Source organism: Micromonospora sp. NPDC049060 (genome assembly GCF_040649055.1).
Classification (GTDB): Bacteria; Actinomycetota; Actinomycetes; order Mycobacteriales; family Micromonosporaceae; genus Micromonospora; species Micromonospora reichwaldensis.
Genome location: NZ_JBEZEV010000116.1, coordinates 1 through 18,458, shown reverse-complemented (window position 1 = coordinate 18,458; position 18,458 = coordinate 1). Strand labels below are relative to the sequence as shown.

14 protein-coding genes and 1 pseudogene are annotated in these 18,458 nt (G+C 73.7%); all 15 read right to left on the bottom strand.

All coding sequences use genetic code 11. The features are described from left to right. Positions 1-713, bottom strand: a pseudogene (locus AB0B83_RS27780) (hypothetical protein); the annotation flags it as partial. Then, a complete protein-coding gene (locus tag AB0B83_RS27775) occupies positions 710-1,612 on the bottom strand; it encodes a sulfotransferase domain-containing protein (RefSeq protein ID WP_357580635.1) in 903 nt (300 codons plus the stop codon). The pseudogene AB0B83_RS27780 and the gene AB0B83_RS27775, both read right to left, overlap by 4 nt. Before the next feature lie 8 nt (positions 1,613-1,620). Next, entirely contained in the window at positions 1,621-3,246 is a 1,626-nt protein-coding gene (locus tag AB0B83_RS27770; protein ID WP_357580634.1) for a lipopolysaccharide biosynthesis protein, read from the bottom strand. Next, complete coding sequence (locus AB0B83_RS27765) at positions 3,243-4,532, bottom strand: O-antigen ligase family protein (protein WP_357580636.1); 1,290 nt, start codon at positions 4,530-4,532, stop codon at positions 3,243-3,245. The genes AB0B83_RS27770 and AB0B83_RS27765 overlap by 4 nt, the downstream gene beginning before the upstream one ends. 66 nt (positions 4,533-4,598) lie before the next feature. Next, entirely contained in the window at positions 4,599-6,221 is a 1,623-nt protein-coding gene (locus AB0B83_RS27760) for a lipopolysaccharide biosynthesis protein (protein WP_357580633.1), read from the bottom strand. Further along, the gene (locus AB0B83_RS27755) at positions 6,214-6,765 is read right to left on the bottom strand and encodes an acyltransferase (protein WP_357580632.1); all 552 of its coding nucleotides are present in this window, start codon (positions 6,763-6,765) and stop codon (positions 6,214-6,216) included. Before AB0B83_RS27755 ends, AB0B83_RS27760 begins: the two co-directional genes overlap by 8 nt. A gap of 94 nt (positions 6,766-6,859) precedes the next feature. Then, a complete protein-coding gene (locus AB0B83_RS27750; protein ID WP_357580631.1) occupies positions 6,860-8,788 on the bottom strand; it encodes a hypothetical protein in 1,929 nt (642 codons plus the stop codon). A 220-nt stretch (positions 8,789-9,008) separates the two neighbouring features. Beyond that, positions 9,009-10,709: a glycosyl hydrolase gene (locus AB0B83_RS27745; protein WP_357580630.1), complete on the bottom strand. Its 1,701-nt coding sequence runs from the start codon at positions 10,707-10,709 to the stop codon at positions 9,009-9,011. A gap of 154 nt (positions 10,710-10,863) precedes the next feature. Beyond that, positions 10,864-11,691, bottom strand: coding sequence for a shikimate dehydrogenase (locus AB0B83_RS27740; protein WP_357580629.1), 828 nt, complete (start codon positions 11,689-11,691; stop codon positions 10,864-10,866). Beyond that, positions 11,691-12,890 carry an endolytic transglycosylase MltG gene (mltG, locus tag AB0B83_RS27735; protein WP_357580628.1) on the bottom strand — a complete coding sequence of 400 codons (1,200 nt, stop codon included), beginning with the start codon at positions 12,888-12,890 and terminating at the stop codon, positions 11,691-11,693. Before mltG ends, AB0B83_RS27740 begins: the two co-directional genes overlap by 1 nt. Next, positions 12,887-13,348 carry a Holliday junction resolvase RuvX gene (gene ruvX, locus AB0B83_RS27730; protein ID WP_151456029.1) on the bottom strand — a complete coding sequence of 154 codons (462 nt, stop codon included), beginning with the start codon at positions 13,346-13,348 and terminating at the stop codon, positions 12,887-12,889. Before ruvX ends, mltG begins: the two co-directional genes overlap by 4 nt. A 73-nt stretch (positions 13,349-13,421) precedes the next feature. Beyond that, positions 13,422-16,100, bottom strand: a complete 2,679-nt coding sequence (gene alaS / locus AB0B83_RS27725; RefSeq protein WP_357580627.1) for an alanine--tRNA ligase — start codon at positions 16,098-16,100, stop codon at positions 13,422-13,424. Continuing rightward, entirely contained in the window at positions 16,097-16,402 is a 306-nt protein-coding gene (locus AB0B83_RS27720; protein WP_132240143.1) for a hypothetical protein, read from the bottom strand. Before AB0B83_RS27720 ends, alaS begins: the two co-directional genes overlap by 4 nt. A gap of 27 nt (positions 16,403-16,429) precedes the next feature. Next, complete coding sequence (locus tag AB0B83_RS27715; RefSeq protein ID WP_089000990.1) at positions 16,430-16,891, bottom strand: DUF948 domain-containing protein; 462 nt, start codon at positions 16,889-16,891, stop codon at positions 16,430-16,432. Between the two features lie 149 nt (positions 16,892-17,040). Continuing rightward, complete coding sequence (locus tag AB0B83_RS27710) at positions 17,041-17,664, bottom strand: hypothetical protein (protein ID WP_311414457.1); 624 nt, start codon at positions 17,662-17,664, stop codon at positions 17,041-17,043. Positions 17,665-18,458 lie beyond the last annotated feature (794 nt).

Genomic DNA, 18,458 nt, shown 5'->3' with positions numbered 1-18,458 from the left:
TCGGCCGCCACCACGGCACCTGGCGTGACGTGACCCTCATCGAACGCCGCAGCCCGATCTTCACCTGACAGGAAGAACATCACCGATGAGCGACACTCGGCCAGCAGCCGGGGCGCCGCCGGGTGGTCGGGCACGCCGGTCACCGCCGGCAACTCCCGCAGGGCCGCCGCCTCGGCGGTCACCAGCGCCCGGGTGGCCCCGTTCCAGCCGATCTTCGCGTAGCCGAGGGCCCGGCCGTCCGGGGCGAACAGTTGCAGGGTGGGCTTGTGGTTCGGGTCCGGCGGGCGGACCCCGCAGGCCGCGTACACGGCCGGTCTCCCGAGCGCGGCGCCCAGCCGCCCGGCCAGCAGCGCCTCGTCGGCCGCGACGCCCTCGGGCAGCGACACCGTCAGCCGGGGGAACGGGGCCAGGTCGACCGCGCCGACCCGCGCCAGCGTGCCGAGCCCGGCCCGCACGGCCCGCACCTTCGGCGGGCGCAGCGCGTTGTACGCCAGCAGCGAGGCGGCCGTGGCCCGGGGCGCGCCGAGCGGCAGCAGGAAGCGGGCCCGGGCGAGCGACGGGACGACGGCGTATCGGGCGACGGCGCGGTGCCCGGGCGGCGGCGGGGCGCCCACGGTCAGGGCGATCCGCTCGTCGCCGAACACCGCCCGGGTGACCCAGCCCAGCCCGTCGGTGCGCGTGCGGGGGTCGGCGGCGGTGGCCCGCGCCGTCACGGGGCCTGGTCCGGCCAGTCGAGCTCCAGCCCCAACCGCTGCCGCAACGCGTCGTTGTACGGGCGGTAGTACTCGGTCAGCTCGACGCGCACCGCCGGCTCCAGCGGCGACGAACGGCGGTCGTTGTAGACCTTGAAGTCGGGCAGGTCGTGCGGGGGCAGGCCGAGGAAGTCCAGCGTCCGGCGGTAGGTGGACCGGGCGTCGCGGTAGAGGTCCTCGCTGGGCAGGAAGAGGATCTGCTCCCGGTCGAAGCGCTCCAGCCACGGCTCCAGGTGCTCCAGGTAGCGGCCCCGGGCCCGGTAGGTGTACCAGTCGTACGGCTCGCTGAAGTACTCCGGCTCGGCGATCAGCCGCTCCCGCTCCCCCGCCGTGCGCTCCTGCTCGGCGGCCAGCGCGGCGGCGAAGTCGAGCGGCTCGATGCCGTGTGTGCGCCGCTCCTTCCAGTGCGAGTACGCCCGCTCCACCGGGTCGCGCAGCAGCACGATCAGCCGCACCGACGGCATCAGCGCGGCGACCCGCTGCGCCGCGAGGGGGTGGAACATGTACAGCGGCGCCGCCTCGCCGACGCGTACCGGCCCGCCGTGCCGCTTCTCCAGCGCCTCCCGGTGGCGCTGGGTGGGGAAGTGCGAGCGGTACCAGGCCTCGCCCCGGCGCCAGTGCTCTTCGAAGTAGTGCGAGGACTTGGTGTTCCAGGCCGGGAAGAGCCGGGGCACCAGCGGGTGCTGGATCAGGTAGTTCCACAGCGAGGTGGTGCCGCCCCGCTTGGTGCCGATGATGAGGAAGTCCGGCAGTGGTCGCCGGTCGCTGGTCCGTACCCCGTAGTCGACGAGCGACTCCCGCACCCGCTCCGTCACCTGGGTCGGTACGAGCTGCTTCACCCGGTCTCGGATGGACGGCACGACGAACCTCACCTGCCCTTCGATTCCTCCGGGGCGCGCCCGGTGGCGGCCGGGGCCGCCTCCTGCCGCCCACGAACCTGCACCATGGTCACCCGGATGCGGTGCCGCACCCGGGGCAACGTCAACAAGCCGACGCAGCCGGCGGCCAGCACGCCCAGGGCCACGGCCAGGCCGCCGATCCCCCGGCCGCCGGCCAGCACCCCGATCCCCGCCGCGGCCCCCACCCCGGCGACGGTGGCCGCCCCGGCCCGCAGCATCGCCGCGTCGACAAGCGGCTGGCCGACCACGGCCCGGGCGCAGCCGACCGCCGTGAGGTTCTCGGTGGCGATGCCGAGCGCCCAGGCCAGCGCCGCCCCCGTCGCACCGTGCGCCGGGATCAGCCACAGCCCGAGGGAGACCGTGACCAGCAGCCCGGCCAGCGTGGCGGCCAGGTGCAGCCCGCTGCGCCCGCCCATCAGCAGCAGGCTCTGCACGTTGCCGACCCCGGTGTTGACCAGCATGGCCAGCGCGAGCACGGTCATCGCGGGGGCGCCGGCGGTGAACTCGGGCCCGAAGAGCTGGAGGAATGCCAGCCCGAAGACGGCGAGCAGCAGGTAGACCGGCCAGGACAGCACCAGCCCCCACGTGGTCAACTGCCGGTGCACGGCCGCCGCTGCGGCCCGGTCCCCGCGCCCGAGCAGCCGGGACAGCTGCGGTGACACCGCCACCCGCAGCCCCTGCATGGCCAGTTGGCCGGCGAGGATGTAGCGCCCGACGGCGCCGAACACGCCGGCGTCGGCCGGCCCGGCGAGCACCGACGTGAGCAGCACGCCCACCCACATGTTGCCGGCGTCGATGGCGGCCGACGCGGCCCTCGGCAGCGCGAAGCGCCAGAACGCCGACCAGTCGTCCCGCGCGGGCCGCAGCGCCGCGCCCCGGCCGACGCCGAGCGGGCCGGCCACCAGCGTCAGGCAGGCCAGCAGGGCGAGCGCCGCCGGCACCAGCCAGCCGGTCATGCCGGCCAGCAGGCCACCGCCGGCCAGGGCCGCCGCGCCCACCAGCACGGGCCGGGCCACCGGCAGCAGGAAGAACTGCACCCCGACGTACGCCCGGATCGGGCGCACGCAGCGCAGCGCCGCGAGCAGCAGCGTCATCGCCACCACCACCGGCACCGCGGCGAAGCTGGCCGTCAGCAGGGCCGCGCCGTCGACGCCGGAGCCGCCGAGCAGGCGCGGGGCGAGCGCGTCGGCGGCGAGCACCCCGCCCACGGCGACGGCGACCGCGACCAGCAGCGGCGGGACCAGCGCCACCGGGAGGACCCGGGCGGCGTCGCCCCGCGCGCCGAGGCGCCGGCGGGGCAGCGCCCACATCAGCCCGGTCTCCGCGCCGAGGGTGCACACGGCGGTGGCGACGGTGACCACACCGATCGCGGCGAAGAACGCCCCGGAGCCGACCGTGCCGTAGCCGCGGGTGATGACCACCGCGAGCAGGAAGCCGAAGAGGCCGCTGGTGGCCGCGCCGACCAGCCCGGCCACGCCGCTGCGGACGCTGCGGCGGGTCTCCGTGTCGTCGCCGGGCGGCGCTCCGCCCGGGCCCGACGCGGCGGGTGCGGCGGCCGGGTGGGGGCCGGACGGCGGGCGGGTGGCGGCGGTCATGCGGGCACCGCCTTCGGGCGCGGGATGCGGGGGCGGTGCAGTCGGACCGCCGTCTCCCGCTCGGTGAGCGCCATCGCGAAGGCGACCGCGAAGAAGGCGACCGCGAGGTTCTGGTTGGCCATGCCGTAGAAGGGGATCTGCACCAGGCAGACCACCGGCACCACGGCCAGCCACTGCCCGGCGGCGGACGTGGCGCGGGCGCAGATCAGCGCGGCGACCACGAACCAGGCGAGGAAGCACAGCAGCGCGGGGACGCCGTGGCTGAACAGCACCATCCACAACTGCCCCTGGGTGCCGATCGGCGCCTCGGCGCTGACGGTGTCGACGTTCACCGGCGCGCCGTAGCCGAGCCAGGGCGACTCCCGTACCCGCCGGATCACCTCCACGTAGAGGGAGAGCCGGTCGGTGTTGGTGTCGCTGGACTCGACCCGGTTGCCGATCAGCTGGGTGACCGGGATGAACAGGGTGACGAGGCCACCGGTGACCACCACCCCGACGATCGACGCGGCCACCCGGACGTTGCCGCGCAGCGCGGCGCGGACGCCGAGCACCGCCAGCCCGGCGCCGAGGCTGAGGAACATCGCCCGGTTGAGCGTGAGGAAGGCCGGCGCCAGCGACAGCGGCAGCGACGCCAGCAGCGCCCAGCGCAGCACGCCGCGCCGGCGCAGCATGGTGAAGGCCACCACGCAGGGCAGCGTCATCGCGTACGCGCTGCCGTAGTTGTTGGTGTACGCGAACGGCGCGGCCGGCCGGTAGATCGGGTTCAACGACCGGGCGCTGTACTCCGCGGTGGTGAGGTGGACCATGTCCTGGATGAACGGGGTGTTGGCCACCCCGCCGGGGAGCAGCACCTCCACCGGGGTGGTCAGCGCGAACCGGGGGGCCAGCACGCCCAGCCAGCCCAGCGCGACCAGCCCGAACCAGAAGGCGCAGAGCGGGAGGAGGACGGCGACCTGGTCGGGGCGTTCCCGGGCGACCGCGTAGACGTAGACGCCCACCACGAGCGCGGTGAGATAGAAGGCGAGCCGCAGGGCGAACGTCAGCACGGAGGCCGGCGTCTGCAACTGGGTGGCGCTGACCACCACGATGGCAAGGAACAGCAGCCAGATCCCGGCGGCCGGAGGCAGCGGCACCCGGCCCCGGATGAACAGCAGCGCGAACAGCAGCGCCCCGAGCAGGGGCCACCCGAGGTAGAACGCGCCGGCCAGCCACCACACCGGCACCAGGCCGAACATCAACGCCAGCGGCCAGAGCGGCAACCGTGGCGGGGGTGGTGGCTGCGGCAGCGGCGCGGCGGCGCCCGGGCCGCCGCCCGGCTCGGTCGTCGCCGGCGCGCGGGTGACCGGCACGGATCAGCCCCGGCCGCAGCGCGTCAACACGAAGCCGAGCGGGGTGACACCGGCGGCGCGCAGCCGCTCCACGAGGCGGCGCAGGTCGCCCTGCCGGGTCCGGTCCTGTTCGACCACCACGACCGCCGTGCCCTGCCGGGCGACGGCCACCCCGCGCTCGTCGGACTCCGCCGGCGGGGCGTTGAACAGCACCAGGCTGTGGTCGGCGCCCTGCCGCCAGATGCCGAACCGGACGCTGCCCGCGCCCACGGTCACCGGGTCGGTGCTCGACGCCTTGCCGTTCTCACCGGCCGCCGTCGAGGTGACCCGGGGCAGGGTCAGCGTGGCGTCCGGGTCGGTGGACGGGCGGGCGCCGATCGGGTGCGGCGACGGGCGACGGGCCGCGGCCGGCTCCGCGGTGCCGCCACTCTTGCCGTCCGTCGTCGAGCCGGCCGGCCGGGGCTTCGGGACGAGCGGGCGGGACGGGTCCGCCGCGGCGGGCAGCCGCTCCCGGTCGGCGAGCACGGTGCTGCGCAGCCGGTCGGCGCGCCCGCTGTCGTCGGCGACGAAGACCTCCCGGCCGACGGCCGCCAGCGCCACCGCCAGCCCGGCGGTGATGGCCGTGGGGTCCTCCTCGCGGGCGGTCAGCAGCGACACCCGGGCGGGCTGGCGCACCCGCTCGGCGATGGCCATCGCCACGTACCGGATGTCGGCGTCGACCGCCTCCTTGCCGCCGCGCCACCGGCGGCTGCGGACCGTGCCGAGCAGCGGGAGCCCGGTGGCGTCCCGGCCGTCGTCGACCGACCGGATCCGCCGGTCCATCGACTCCCAGGCGTACGCCAGCACCACGCCGAGCAGCGTCCCGCCGAGCAGGCCGGCGAGCAGGTAGAGCGGGCGGTTGCCGGCGGAGGAGGCCAGGGCCCGCTCGGCGGTCTGGGTGACCCAGCCGGGGTTGACGTCGACGGCGGCGATCTCGGTGCGGGCGGCGTTGAGCTGGGTGAGCTGGTTGTTGATGCCGGTCAGCTCGGTCACCGCGGCGTCGACGGCGCCCTCCCGGGCGTTGTTGACCCGCTTCTGGAGGGCGGCCTGCTGGGCGGCGACCTTGGCGATGCTCTCGTCGTACGAGCGCAGCATCTCCTCGCGCTGCTTCTCGTACATCGTGCGGCGCACGTCGAGGTAGGCCTGGGCGGCGAGGTTGACGCCCTCGACCGCCTGCTCCGCGGTGGGGGCCTGGTAGACGAAGCGCAGGATCTGCCCGCCGGTGGGCACCTCGACCTCGAGGGCGTCGCGCACCTCGCGCGGGTCCATGCCGCCCGAGTCGGCCAGCCGCTGCACCACGTCGGTGCCCGTGGCGATGCCGCTCTCCACGTTCATGTTCACCGCCCGGTCGGCGGCGGCGCCGCTGGGCGTGAACGCGTCGGTGACGACGGGACGCACCGCCACGACCGCGCTGGCGGACACGGCGGCCGGTACGAGCACCACGTAGCCGAGCGCGGCGAGCAGGCCGATCGCGGCGACGGCCCCGACGAGCCGGATCCGGTGCAGCGGGACGCGCAGCAGGTCGGTCAGCGTGACGGTGCGGCCCGGTGTGCCGCCACCGCTGGCGGGGACGTCCGTGGCCCAGGTGCCTGAGGAAGCGTCAGTCATTGAACTTCTTCACCGTCTGTTGTGGATTTCCAGCGACCACGACCCGCGGCGGCACGTCCGTACGGACCACCGTGGCGGCGCCCACGACACTGTCCCGGCCGATCCGCACGCCCTTCATCACCAGGGCGTGCGCCCCGATCCACACGTTGTCCTCGATCGTGATCGGGGCGCGGGTGGCCGGGACGGGCGGGTCGTGCCGCTGCTCGGGAGGCAGGTTGTGGAAGTCGTTGTCCAGCAGCTCGCAGTCCGAGAGCAGGCACCGGTCGCCGATGGTGACCGACGTCCAGGTGCCGATCCAGGTGGCGTTCAACAGGCAGTCGGCGCCGACCCGCACCTCGCCGGGACCGGCGAAGCGGACCAGCTTGTTGATCCGGGTGCGGTCACCGATGCTCACCCGTACGCCCCGGCGCAGCCGGATCCGGCCGCGGATCTCCACGCCCCGACCCAGCGTCAGGCGGGGATAGCGCAGCGTGTACCAGCGGCGCTTGACCGCGAAGACGACCCGTACCGCGAGCCCTCTGCGGTTGCCACCCGAGCCGACCAACGACCCTCCCCACGTCGTGCGGGCCGGCGACGGCTGATCCGTCGCCGGCCCAACGTGAACAATCTACCGATGTTCCGTTACGAACAGTCGACCGTCACTGCACGGAGAAGAAGGTCGACGGCGTTGACCACGTCACGCCGGCGGTCGCCGGGACCACCGTCGCCGTCGTTCCGTCGACCGCCGGGGCGGCCGTCGGGTCGAACGGCACGCTGCGCAGCGTTCCGTCGGTGGCACCGTACACGACCCGGCCGGCGACCCAGGCCATGCCCCGCACGGCCGACCAGGTGACTCCGGTGGTGGGCAGCGTGAACTCGGTGGCGCCGAGGTAGTTGCCGTCGATCTCGAAGTAGCGGTAGTAGAGGCCGGTGGCGCCCGAGCGGGTGTAGTAGAGGCGCCCGTCGAGGTAGAAGGCGCCGGTCATCAGCGCCGGGTTGAACCAGTCGTTGTAGCCGGACGCCTCCCACGGGGCACCGATCGCGCCGCCGTTGAACAGCGAGATGTCGATCCGGCTGCCCGTGGGGGTGCCGGCGACGGTGTGCGACCAGTAGATCCGGTCGTCCACCCGCCAGGTCGCGCCGGCCGCCGTGTAGTTGGGCTGGCTGACCGTGGTCGGGGTGCCCAGGGCGGTCCCGTCGAACGGCACCTTGGCCAGCTCGCCCGCGCCGGTGCCGACGTAGAGGTTGCCGCTGGTGGCGGTCGGCGCGTTCTTCGGGGTGATGGTGCGCCCGCCGGTCAGCGGGAACATCCCGAGCCGGCCGTGGTACTCGTTGCCCATGCCGTCGGAGTTGTGACCGAAGTAGAGCCCGTCGCTGCCGCGCCAGAGCACCGGCACGGAGGAGCCCCAGTTGCTGGTGCCGGCCGGCATCGACGCGCTGCCGCTGCGGCGCGGGTTCCAGTTGACCGGCATGCCGGTGGCCGGGGTGACGGCGGCGATGCCGAGCCGGTCGATCGCGCCGTTGCCGGCGCGGTCGCTGGCGTTCGGGTTGTTCAGCCAGCGGAAGTGCCCGCCCAGGTAGATGACGTTGTCGGCGACCTCGACGGAGGTGATGGTGTCGTTGCCGGTGTAGTCGACCCAGGTGCCGAGCTGCCCGGTGCCCCGGGCGGCGGTCTCGAAGCGCACCAGCGCGTCGCAGTACGCGGCCGGCCAGCCCGAGCCGCCGTTGGTGCCGACGACGAACCAGCTGCCGTCGCCGCCGAACTTGACGTCCTGCACGTAGTGCACGAAGGTCGCCGGCGACGCGCACGGCGGCACGAACTTCTCCGTGCTCCAGTCCAGCACCGCCGGGGTGCCGGTGAGGTCGACAAGCGCCATCTGGTTGCGCGGCAGGTCGTTGACGAGCGTGAAGTTGCCGCCGACGGCCAGGGTGCCGCCGTCGGGGGCGACGTCGATCGTCCACACGTACGACGTGGTCCCGTGGCGCCCGACGGTCGCGTCGACGCTGAAGGTCGGGTCGATCGCCCCGGTCGTGGCGTTGAGCCGGCCGAGCCCGGCGTGCGCGGTGCCGTTGAGCCAGTTGAACGCCCCGGCCACGTAGAGCCAGTTGCCGTGCAGCGCCAGGTCGCGCACGGTGCCGCCGTCGGAGCGGCCGACCCAGCTGTCGACGATCGCGCCCGTGGCGGGGTCGAGCGCCACCAGGTTCTTGCGGGAGACGCCGTTGACGTTCTTGAAGGTGCCGCCGACGATCAGCGTGCCGCCGGGCCCGGCGACAAGCGTGTTGACGGCGCCGTCCAGCACCGGCAGGAAGCTGGTCGAGATCGTGCCGGTGGCCCGGTCGTACGCGAAGAGGTAACGCTGGGTGGTCCACGCCGCGCTGGCGGTCTGCCGGATCTGGGTGAAGCTGCCGCCGACGAACACCGTGGAGCCGACCTGCGCGAAGGCGCGGGTCTCGCCGTCCCTGGCGTGCGGTGTGGCGTCGGCCGGATTGGCCGAGACCAGGGTCGCCGGTTCGGGCGCCGGCACCAGGGCGGCGGAGGTCCCGGTGGGGACGGCCAGCACGGCGGCGGCGGTCACGAGTGCGACCACCCCCGCCCGGGTGCGGAGTCCGGCGGTTCGCCGAGAGAGCGGGATGTCGGGCACGCTACGCCTCCATGTCGGGAGAGAACCCGCGTAGCGTGCCTGGTCGACCCAGGCCGGCGATATCCGCCGATTGGGCGGTCACTGCATCAGCAACATGACACCGCACACAGCAAGTCGGATGTCCGACTCGCCGTATCACTGTGGGTCGAAGTGTGGACGCGCGGTGTCAGCGGGCGCCCCCGGTGGGCTGCCGCAGGTAGCTGTCGCGCCCGGCGCGGGCGAATCCCGCCACCGACGCGGCGTCGTGGTTCATGGTCATGTCACAGGTGTCCGTCCGGCGGGTCATCCCCGGGGAGTTGAAGTAGATCGCCGCCTTGATCTTCGGGTGCGCCTTCAGCGCCGCCGGGAACTCCTCGAACCAGCGCCGCTTCGCGTCCGGGTCGGCCGCGTCGAAGTTGGTGCCGAACTCGGCGAGCATCCGCGGCTTGCCGACCCCGAGGCGGTTCTCGTCCAGCCAGCGGTAGAAGTTGCCGATGGTGGTGGCCGGGCTCTTCCAGACCTTGCTGCCGTTGCAGACGTGGAAGTTGTACGGGTCGTAGCCCACCCAGTCGACGTACCGGTCACCGGGATAGAGACCGGCGTAGCGGTCGTAGTGGCCCGACCAGCCCATCATCGTCCACACCCACACCGCGTTGTCGGCGCCCGCCTTGGCGAACCGGTCGTGCACGTGCCGCCAGGCGCGGACGAAGTCGGCGTCGCTGCCCTTGGCCGGCTCGTCCTCCGGCTCGTGGTCGAAGCCCATGAACACCGGCACGCCGGTGTCGCGGATCCGGCCGGCGACCGCGTCGATGGTCTCGTCGTAGCGGCCGCTGTAGACGTCCTGCCAGGTCAGCACAGTGCCGGAGGAGAAGATCCGCGACTCCCAGGCGAAGAACATGAGCCGCCCCTCGCGCATCTGCTGCCGCTGGTACGCGTCGGGGAAGGCGCCGTTGCTGCCGGCGTTGGAGAAGTCGTGGTAGCGGTGCACGATGTCGAACTTCCGCCCGACCTGCGCCTCCACCTCGGCGACCGCCGCGCCGTGGTCCCATCCGTCGCCGGCGCTGGACGGGGAGTACATCCCCCACCAGGCGCCGCAGGAGGGCACCAGCCTGCTCGACACCGCGCCGCACCGGTCGGTGCCGCCCGACGGGCTCGCCGACGGGCTCGGGCTGGCGCGGGTGGGGCTGGCGCTGGGCGTCGGCCGCGGCGTGGGGCTGGGCGCGACCGTCCGGCTCGGCGACGGCGCGGCGCTGGTCACCACGGGGGTGGGCCGGGCGCCGACGTCGTAGCGGATCTCCAGGCGCGGCCGCAGGTCGGGGTTACGGTTCTCCGTCGACGCCCAGTAGATCCTCGTCTCGAGGCCGGTCTGCGCCAGCGAGACCGTCCAGGTGCCGTTGCCCTTCACCAGCGCCGAGACGTCCCACTCGTTGAAGCCCCTCGCCACCTTCGAGACGGTGTCCAGGGCCGCCCCGGGCAGCGCCGGCGTCGGCCGGGCCGCGCGGGCGTCCACCGCGGAGGCGTGCGCGGTCACCGTCGCCGGGAACTCCTGCCACGCGTGCACCCGCAGGGTGGCCCGCACGTTGACCGCCGCCGCCGGCAGGGTGGTCACGGCGAACTGGACGACGGCCTCCCGGCCGCCCCGGGGGTTGCCGTCGCAGCGGACCGCGCAGGTCGCCAGCGTCGTCTTCGCCCCGTTGTCGCCGTCCTGCGGCACCATGGTCGCCGTGGTGTCGGCGGTCGCCGGGATCGACAGGTCGTCGGCGGCCAGCAGCGGCATCGTGGTGGCCACGATGCCGGCCACCACGGTGGCGCCGGCCACGCCGAGGACGACGGCCTTACGCCGAGGGCCGGGGTGCCGGGTGAGGCGGTGCAGTCCGTGCCTGCTCAAGGAGTACTCCCTGTGTGTCGGACGGTGACGGTCAGCAGCGTAACCACGGCCACGGCGTGACGTGGGGACGACAGCCGGACCTAAGCGCGTCTTAACCGTCGCCTAAGGATGCCCTGGACGACCACAGGGGACACTCCCGCCCCCGCGCCGGCGGTCAGGCGGCGCGGGCGGCGGCCAACGCGGCGGCCATCGCCGCCCGGGGCGCCGCGACGCCCGTGAAGTGCTCGAACTGGCCCACCGCCTGGGCCAGGAGCAGGTCGAGGCCGGAGACGATCCGGCAGCCGGCCGCCTCGGCCGACGCGGCCAGTGGCGTCGGCCACGGGTCGTAGAGCGCGTCGAAGAGCACCGTGCCGGGCCGCCAGTCCGCCGCGACGGCCAGCGGGTCGGCGACTCCCTTCGGCACGGTCGAGATCACCACGTCGGCGCCGAGGTGGGTCGCCGCGTCGTCGTCCCAGGCCGCCGCGCGCATCGGCACGTCGACCGCGCGGGCCACCGGGCGCAGCTCCTCGACCGCCGCCGGGCGACGGGCCACCACGGTCACCGCGCGGGCACCGAGCCGGCCCGCCGCAGCCACCGCCGCGCGGGCGGTGCCGCCCGCGCCCAGCACCGTCACCGTCGCGCCCGGGCGCACCCCGGCCTCGGTGAGCACCTCGACCATGCCGACCACGTCGGTGTTGTCGGCGTACCAGGAGCCGTCCGGGCGGCGTACCAGCGTGTTGGCGGCGCCGACGGCGGCGGCGACCGGCGAGACCTCGGCGGCCACCGCGAGCGCCGCCTCCTTGCCCGGCATGGTCACCGACAGCCCGGCCCACTCCGGGCCGAGGCCGGCGACCACGTCCGGCAGCTCCGCCGCCGCGCACTCGATCCGGGTGTACGACCACCCGGCCAGCCCCGCCGCCGCGTAGCCGGCGTTGTGGATCACCGGCGAGAGGGAGTGCGCGATCGGCGTGCCGAGCACCCCCGCCCGGCGTGCGGCCGTCATCAGATGATGCCGTTCTCCTTGGCCTTGGCCTCGTTCTTCAGGTGTTCCTCGTAGGTCTCGGCGAAGGCGGAGTGCCCCTCCTTGTCGATCGCCACGAAGAAGAGCCACTTGCCGGGCGGCGGGTCCATCGCGCCCTCCATGGCCTGCTTGCCCGGGTTGTTGATCGGGGTGGGCACGAGACCGGGCAGCTTGCGGTTGTACGGGTTCTTCGGGTTGTCCAGGTCGGCGGCCGTCATCTGACCGGACGTCTTGGTCTTCTGCCCGGTCAGCTCCAGGTAGTAGTTGACCGTGACGTCCATCTCCAGGCAGTTGCAGTCGAACTCGCCGAACACCCGGTTGTACGCCACCCGGGCGACCTTGCCCAGGTCGTCCTTGTTCCCCGCCTCGGCCTGCGCCAGCGACGCGACGATCAGCGCCTCGTACGGGCTGATCTTGCGCTCCTTCTGCACCCGGTCCGCGAACTGCATCTCGCTGGTCACACTGAGGAAGTTCTCGACCATCAGCTCGATGATGGTCTCGGCGGTCGCCTTCGGCGGGATCTCGTAGGTGTCCGGGTAGAGGAAGCCCTCGATCGACGGCTTCACCTTCTTGTTGTCGGTGCGCTTGAACCACCAATCCGGCACGCCTCGAGCGATCGGGTCCTTCGCCGCCGCCTCGAAGTCCTTCACCGGGATCTTGGTTTCCTTGGAGAGCAGCTGGTAGACGTTCTTCGCCGTCCGGCCCTCCGGGATGGTGACCCCGTTGACGATCCGGTTCTTCAGGTCGAGCATCGCGGTGACGGCGCTCTCACCGCTCATCTGCTTGCGCAGCTTGTACGTGCCCGGCTGGATGTTCTTGCTGCGGGCGTTGCCCTCGGCGGCCTCGATGAACGCCTTGGCGCTCTTCACCACGTCGGCGGCGACCAGCGCGTTGGCCATGTCGGCGATCAGCGCGCCCTGCTTGATCTCGACAGTCACCTCGCCGGTGCCCGCGCCGTCGTAGTCGGGGGTCACGAAGTAGCTCTGGACGCGGTCGAAGCCGTAGAAGGCGCCGCCGCCGATCGCGCCCAGCAGGACGACGGCGAGCAGCAGCGCGAGGACGGTCTTGCCCCGGCCGCCACCGCCGGAGCCCTCCTTGCGCTTGCGCACCGCGCCGCGCCGGTGCTTGCCCTTCTCCCCCCGGTCCTGCTCGTCGAACCCGAGGTCAAGATCGTCCATCATCGCGTCCGCCTCCGCTGCGCGTCCAGCCAGCTCTGCAGAATCTCCACCGCGGCAGCCTGGTCGACCACCGCTCGTTGCCGTTTTCCTCGGACCCCACGCTCGGCAAGCCTACGAGACGCCACGACCGTGGACATCCTCTCGTCGGTGAGCGCCACCGGAACGGGCGCTATTACATCAGCCAGTCGGCCAGCGTACGCCTTCACGTGTACGGCGGCGGGACCGTGCTTGCCGGCGAGATTGACCGGAAGGCCGACGACGATCTCCACCGCCTCGTGCTCGGCCACCAGCGCGGCGAGCGCGACGATGTCGGCCGGCACGGCGTCCGGGGCGGCGGTGAGGTCGCGGGCGAGGGTCACCAGCGGGGTGGCCAGCACGCCGTGCGGGTCCGAGCGGGAGACCCCCACCCGGACCTGCCCGACGTCCACCCCGAGCCGGACACCCCGGGACAACTCACTCACGGTCGGTGACTCCCCCTGAAACGGCGAACCAGGGCGGACCACGCGGGTCCGCCCTGGCCGCTGCGAGCACGTATCACGCGTCGGCGATCGCCTTCTCGACCGTGCGGAGCAGGTTCGGCGCCTCGGCGGCCGGCAGGCCGCCGCCCTGGGCCAGGTCGGGGCTGCCGCCGCCGCGCCCGGAGAAGGCCGCCTTGACCAGGTCCGACGCGGCCAGGCCCCGGCTGCGCGCCGCCGGGTTCACCGCGACGACCAGCGACGCCTTGCCTCCTGCCCGGGCCGCCACCGCGACGACCGCCGGCCGCGCCGGGTCGATCTTGCCCCGGACCTCCTGGGCGAGGGTACGCACGTCGTTGCCGGCCGCGCCCTCCGGCGCCTCGGTGCCCACGTACGCGACCCCGCCCACGTCCTTGGCCTGCGCCGCGAGCGCCGCCGCGCCGCCGAGCACCAGCTGGGCCCGCAGCTTCTCCAACTCCTTCTCGGCGTCGCGCAGCTGCGTCACGGTCTGCTCGACCCGGTCGGCGACCTGGTCGTTGGGCACCCGGTACAGCTCGGCGAGGCGGGAGACCAGCAGGTGCTCCCGGGCCAGGAAGTTGAAGGCGTCCATGCCGACCAGGGCCTCGACGCGGCGCACCCCGGAGCCGATCGACGACTCGTTGAGGATCTTCACGAGGCCGAGCTGGCCGGAGCGGGAGACGTGGGTGCCGCCGCACAGCTCGCGGGCGTAGTCGCCGACCTCGACGACCCGCACCTCCTCGCCGTACTTCTCGCCGAAGAGCGCCATCGCGCCGATGCGCCGCGCCTCCTCCAGCGAGGTGATGAAGGCGTGCACCTCCAGGTCGGCCAGGAGCACCTCGTTGACCTGCTGCTCGACGTCGCGCAGCACGCTCGGCGCCACCCCCGTCGGGGTGTTGAAGTCGAAGCGCAGCCGGCCCGGGGCGTTCAGCGAACCGGCCTGGGTGGCGGACTCGCCGAGGAAGTTGCGCATCGTCTGGTGCACCAGGTGCGTCGCCGTGTGCGACCGGGAGATCGCCCGCCGGCGGGTGGTGTCGATCTCGGCGTAGCCGGTCTCCCCCGCCCGCACCTCGCCCCGCAGCACCCGGGCGCGGTGCACGATCAGGCCGGGCACCGGCTGCTGCACGTCGAGCACCTCGACCTGGCCGCCGCCCACTGTGATCATGCCGAGGTCGGGCTGCTGCCCGCCGCCCTCGGCGTAGAACGGGGTGGCGTCGAGCACCAGCTCGATCGTGTCGCCCTCGACCGCCGCCTGGCGGGGGCCGTCGACGCCGAGCACCGCCCGCACCGTCGACTCCCGGGACACCTCGCCGTAGCCGGTGAACCGCACCGGGCCGCCCGAGTCGAGCACCGACCGGTACGCCGACAGGTCGGTGTGCCCGGTCTTGCGCGCCTGCGCGTCGGCCTTGGCGCGCGCCCGCTGGTCGGCCATCAGCCGGCGGAAGCCCTCCGCGTCGACCGCCAGGCCCTGCTCGGCCGCGATCTCCAGCGTCAGGTCGATCGGGAAGCCGTACGTGTCGTGCAGCTGGAACGCCTTCTCACCCGACAACGCCGGCTTGCCGGCCGTACGGGTCTCCGCGATGGCCGTGTCCAGGATCGTGGTGCCGGCCCGCAGGGTGGACAGGAAGGCGTCCTCCTCCGCGTACGCGTAGTCGGCGATCCGGTCGAAGTCGGCGGCCAGCTCCGGGTACGACGGGGCCATGCAGTCGCGGGCCACCGGCAGCAGCTCGGGCAGCGCCCGCTCCTGCCAGCCCAGCAGCCGCACCGACCGGATCGCCCGGCGCATGATGCGGCGCAGCACGTAGCCGCGCCCCTCGTTGCTCGGGGTGACCCCGTCGCCGATCAGCATCAGCGCCGTGCGCACGTGGTCGGCGATCACCCGCAGCCGCACGTCGTCCGGGTGCGACTCGCTGGCGACCTGGCCGGACCGGGCGCCGTAGCGCTTGTCCGTCAGCTCGGCGGCCCGGTCGAGGATCGGCCGGACCTCGTCGATCTCGTAGAGGTTGTCGACGCCCTGGAGGATGGACGCCATCCGCTCCAGGCCCATGCCGGTGTCGATGTTCTTCGCCGGCAGGTCGCCGAGGATCGGGTAGTCCTCCTTGCCGGTGCCCGGGCCGCGCTCGAACTGCATGAAGACGAGGTTCCAGAACTCCATGTAGCGGTCCTCGTCGACCGCCGGGCCGCCCTCGCGGCCGTACTCCGGGCCACGGTCGTAGAACAGCTCGGAGCACGGGCCGCACGGGCCGGGGATGCCCATCGACCAGAAGTTGTCCGCCTTGCCCCGGCGCACGATCCGCTCGGTCGGCACCCCGACCGAGCGCCAGATCTCGAACGCCTCGTCGTCGTCGAGGTAGACCGTCGGCCAGATCCGCTCCGGGTCCAGGCCGAACCCGCCCTGCTCCTGGGACTTGGTGACCAGGTCCCAGGCGAGCGGGATCGCCCCGTCCTTGAAGTAGTCACCGAAGGAGAAGTTGCCGTTCATCTGGAAGAACGTGCCGTGCCGGCTGGTCTTGCCGACCTCGTCGATGTCGGGCGTACGGATGCACTTCTGCACGCTGACCGCCCGCCGGTACGGCGGGGTCTGCTGCCCCAGGAAGTAGGGCACGAACTGCACCATGCCGGCGTTGACGAACAGCAGGTTCGGGTCGCTGATGGCGGGCAGCGGAGCGGACGGCACCACGGTGTGGCCGTTCGCCTCGAAGTGGGCGAGGTACCGCCGCTTGATCTCCGCCGTCTTCATCGCTGGTGTTCCTCCGGAAAGATCTCTCGGTCGCCGATGCGCGGGTCCTCCCGCAGCTCGGCGAACTGGTCGTCGAACGCCTCGCCCTGGGCGAACGCCTCGTGGATCTCCTGCTCGCGCTCGGCCATCGCGATCCGGACGTCCTCCACGAAGCTACGCAGCGACTCCGCCAGCCCGCCAGCGGATTCGGTCACCGTGCTGGCGATGCCGGCCGGGGTGTACGCCTGTGCGGTGCGGGTGGCCTTGCGGACCACCACCACGCCGACGGCCAGCCCGATGCCGAGCCAGAACAACCGCCTCATCTCCGAGCTCCTCCTGGTCGTGCCGGATCAGCGGTTGCCGCGCTTGGCGGCCCGCCGCTGCTGCTTGATGGTGTCGCGCACCTCACGCTCGGTCTCGGCGTGCCGCCGGGCGGAGGCGGCCTTGCGTACGCCGTAGCCGAAGGCGGCCACCTTGACCAACGGGTTGGCGGCGGCGGCGGAGACGACGGTCGCCAGGTTCGCGACGTTGGCGGTGACGTTCTGCGCGTGGCTGGTCATGGTGTCGACCTTGGCGAGCTGGAGGTTGACCCCGTCCAGGGAGGTCTGCACCTGCTCCAGGGCGGTGTTGACGTTCTTCACCGTGGTGTTCACGTCGCCCAGCAGCGGCGCGGTCCGGTCGTTCAGGTCGTTGATCATCCGGGTGGTGGCGTCCACGGTGTGCCGCAGCCGCAGGATGGGCAGCGTCAGGATCAGCACCAGCATCGCGAACGCGATCGCCGCGATCAGCGCCGCGACCTCGAAAAAGCCCACGCCTGTCCTCCTCAAGCAGAGTTCCGGGAACCCGACGCCCCCGGAACGTGCGACCGTCCTGCCCACACCGCCGCCCGGCACCCGCGAGGGGCCGGCGGGGGCTGGCGGTCCGCCAGCCCCAGACCCTACCGTCCGTGATGGAAACCGGCTCAGGACGGTGAGGGTGTCGGCGTCGCGAGCGGATCCTCGCTGACCGTCGGGAAGGGATCCTCCCCGGTGAGTGACGGGTCGGTGGTGGGCTGGGGCCGGGTCCGCTCGTCGTCGATCGCGTTGCGGACCTTCACCGACACCAACGAGCCGGAGCACTGCTCCGCAGCGGTCGCCGGTTCGGGCGACGGCACGACCGCCGGTTCCCCGTCCACCGGCGGCGGCACGCAGGCGGGCTCACGTACCCACAGGTCGAGGGTCAGCTCGTCCCGGCGCCAGCACGTGTAGCTCCCCTTCGCGGGTTGCTCGGGGCAGCGGCTCACCTTCCACGGCTGCCAGCCGTCGTCGGCCAGCGCCCGCTCGTAGACCTGTGCCGTCTCCGCCGGCGGCCGCTCGGAGGTGGCCGTGCGTTCGCGGAGCCGGCAGTCGAGCAGGCACCACCGGCTGCCGCTGACGTCGTCGACGGTCTGCACCGCCGCCCAGCCCGGCACGTCCAGCTCGTCGAGGGTGTCGAAGACCGGATCGCGGCTGAGCGTACGGATGCCGAAGTAGAGCGGGACCGCGCCGAGCAGCACCACGCTGACCAGGGCGAGGATGCCCATCCGCAGCCGCCGCCGCTCACGCATCCGGCGGCGCAGCTCGGACCGCGCGCCGCGCAGCCCGCCGGGGCCGGCCGTGTCGTCGTCCGGCGACTCGGGCTCCGCGGGCCGGCGCAGCGCCGGTCCGTCCGCCGGCTCGACGGGTGGTACGACAGCCGCAGCGGCCCGCGCCACCACCGGCTCGCCCGCGGCCCCCGGCGGTGGCACCGGCGCAACGCCTGACGGCTCGGGCCGCCCCGGCTCGCGGTGCGGCGGGATCGCCCGCCCGGCGGCGCGGTCCTCGGGCCCGGGGCGGGGCGCCGGGGCGGCCGCCCGGGCGACGCCGGAACCCGCACCGGGCCGGGCCGGGCCCGGCGCAGTGGCGGCCGGGCCGGACGAGGTCTGTTCGGCTCCCCCCGGTACGGCTGGGTGCGTCCCCGGACCGGCGGGGCCCGACGGGCCGGGCCCGGGACGGCGCGGGCCGGGCGGCGCGCTCAGGTTCGCGGCGGCCGGGGACGGCCCGGCGGCGGACGCCGCGCCGGCGGCCCCGGAGGGCGGTGTGACGGGCCGCGCGGCACCCGCCGGACCGGCGTCGGGCCGGGCGGTACCCCGGACGGGACCTGCCAGGCCGGGATCCGGACGCGCGGCACCCCGCGCCGGACCCGCCAGGCCAGGATCGGGACGCGCGGCACCAAGGGCAGGACCCACCGGGCCGGCGTCGGGACGCGCGGCACCCCGGACGGGACCCGCCAGGCCAGGATCGGGACGCGCGGCACCAAGGGCAGGACCCACCGGGCTCTTCCTCGTGGTGCGGGACATGTCGTCCTCCAGCTCGTCGGTGG

What these genes read in the sequence shown, in the direction of transcription:
- AB0B83_RS27720 (WP_132240143.1), bottom strand. Translation starts at nt 16,402, where the DNA reads ATGAGGCGGTTGTTCTGGCTCGGCATCGGGCTGGCCGTCGGCGTGGTG.
- AB0B83_RS27740 (WP_357580629.1), bottom strand. Translation starts at nt 11,691, where the DNA reads ATGACGGCCGCACGCCGGGCGGGGGTGCTCGGCACGCCGATCGCGCAC.
- AB0B83_RS27760 (WP_357580633.1), bottom strand. Translation starts at nt 6,221, where the DNA reads ATGACTGACGCTTCCTCAGGCACCTGGGCCACGGACGTCCCCGCCAGC.
- AB0B83_RS27770 (WP_357580634.1), bottom strand. Translation starts at nt 3,246, where the DNA reads ATGACCGCCGCCACCCGCCCGCCGTCCGGCCCCCACCCGGCCGCCGCA.
- mltG (WP_357580628.1), bottom strand. Translation starts at nt 12,890, where the DNA reads ATGATGGACGATCTTGACCTCGGGTTCGACGAGCAGGACCGGGGGGAG.
- AB0B83_RS27710 (WP_311414457.1), bottom strand. Translation starts at nt 17,664, where the DNA reads ATGCGTGAGCGGCGGCGGCTGCGGATGGGCATCCTCGCCCTGGTCAGC.
- alaS (WP_357580627.1), bottom strand. Translation starts at nt 16,100, where the DNA reads ATGAAGACGGCGGAGATCAAGCGGCGGTACCTCGCCCACTTCGAGGCG.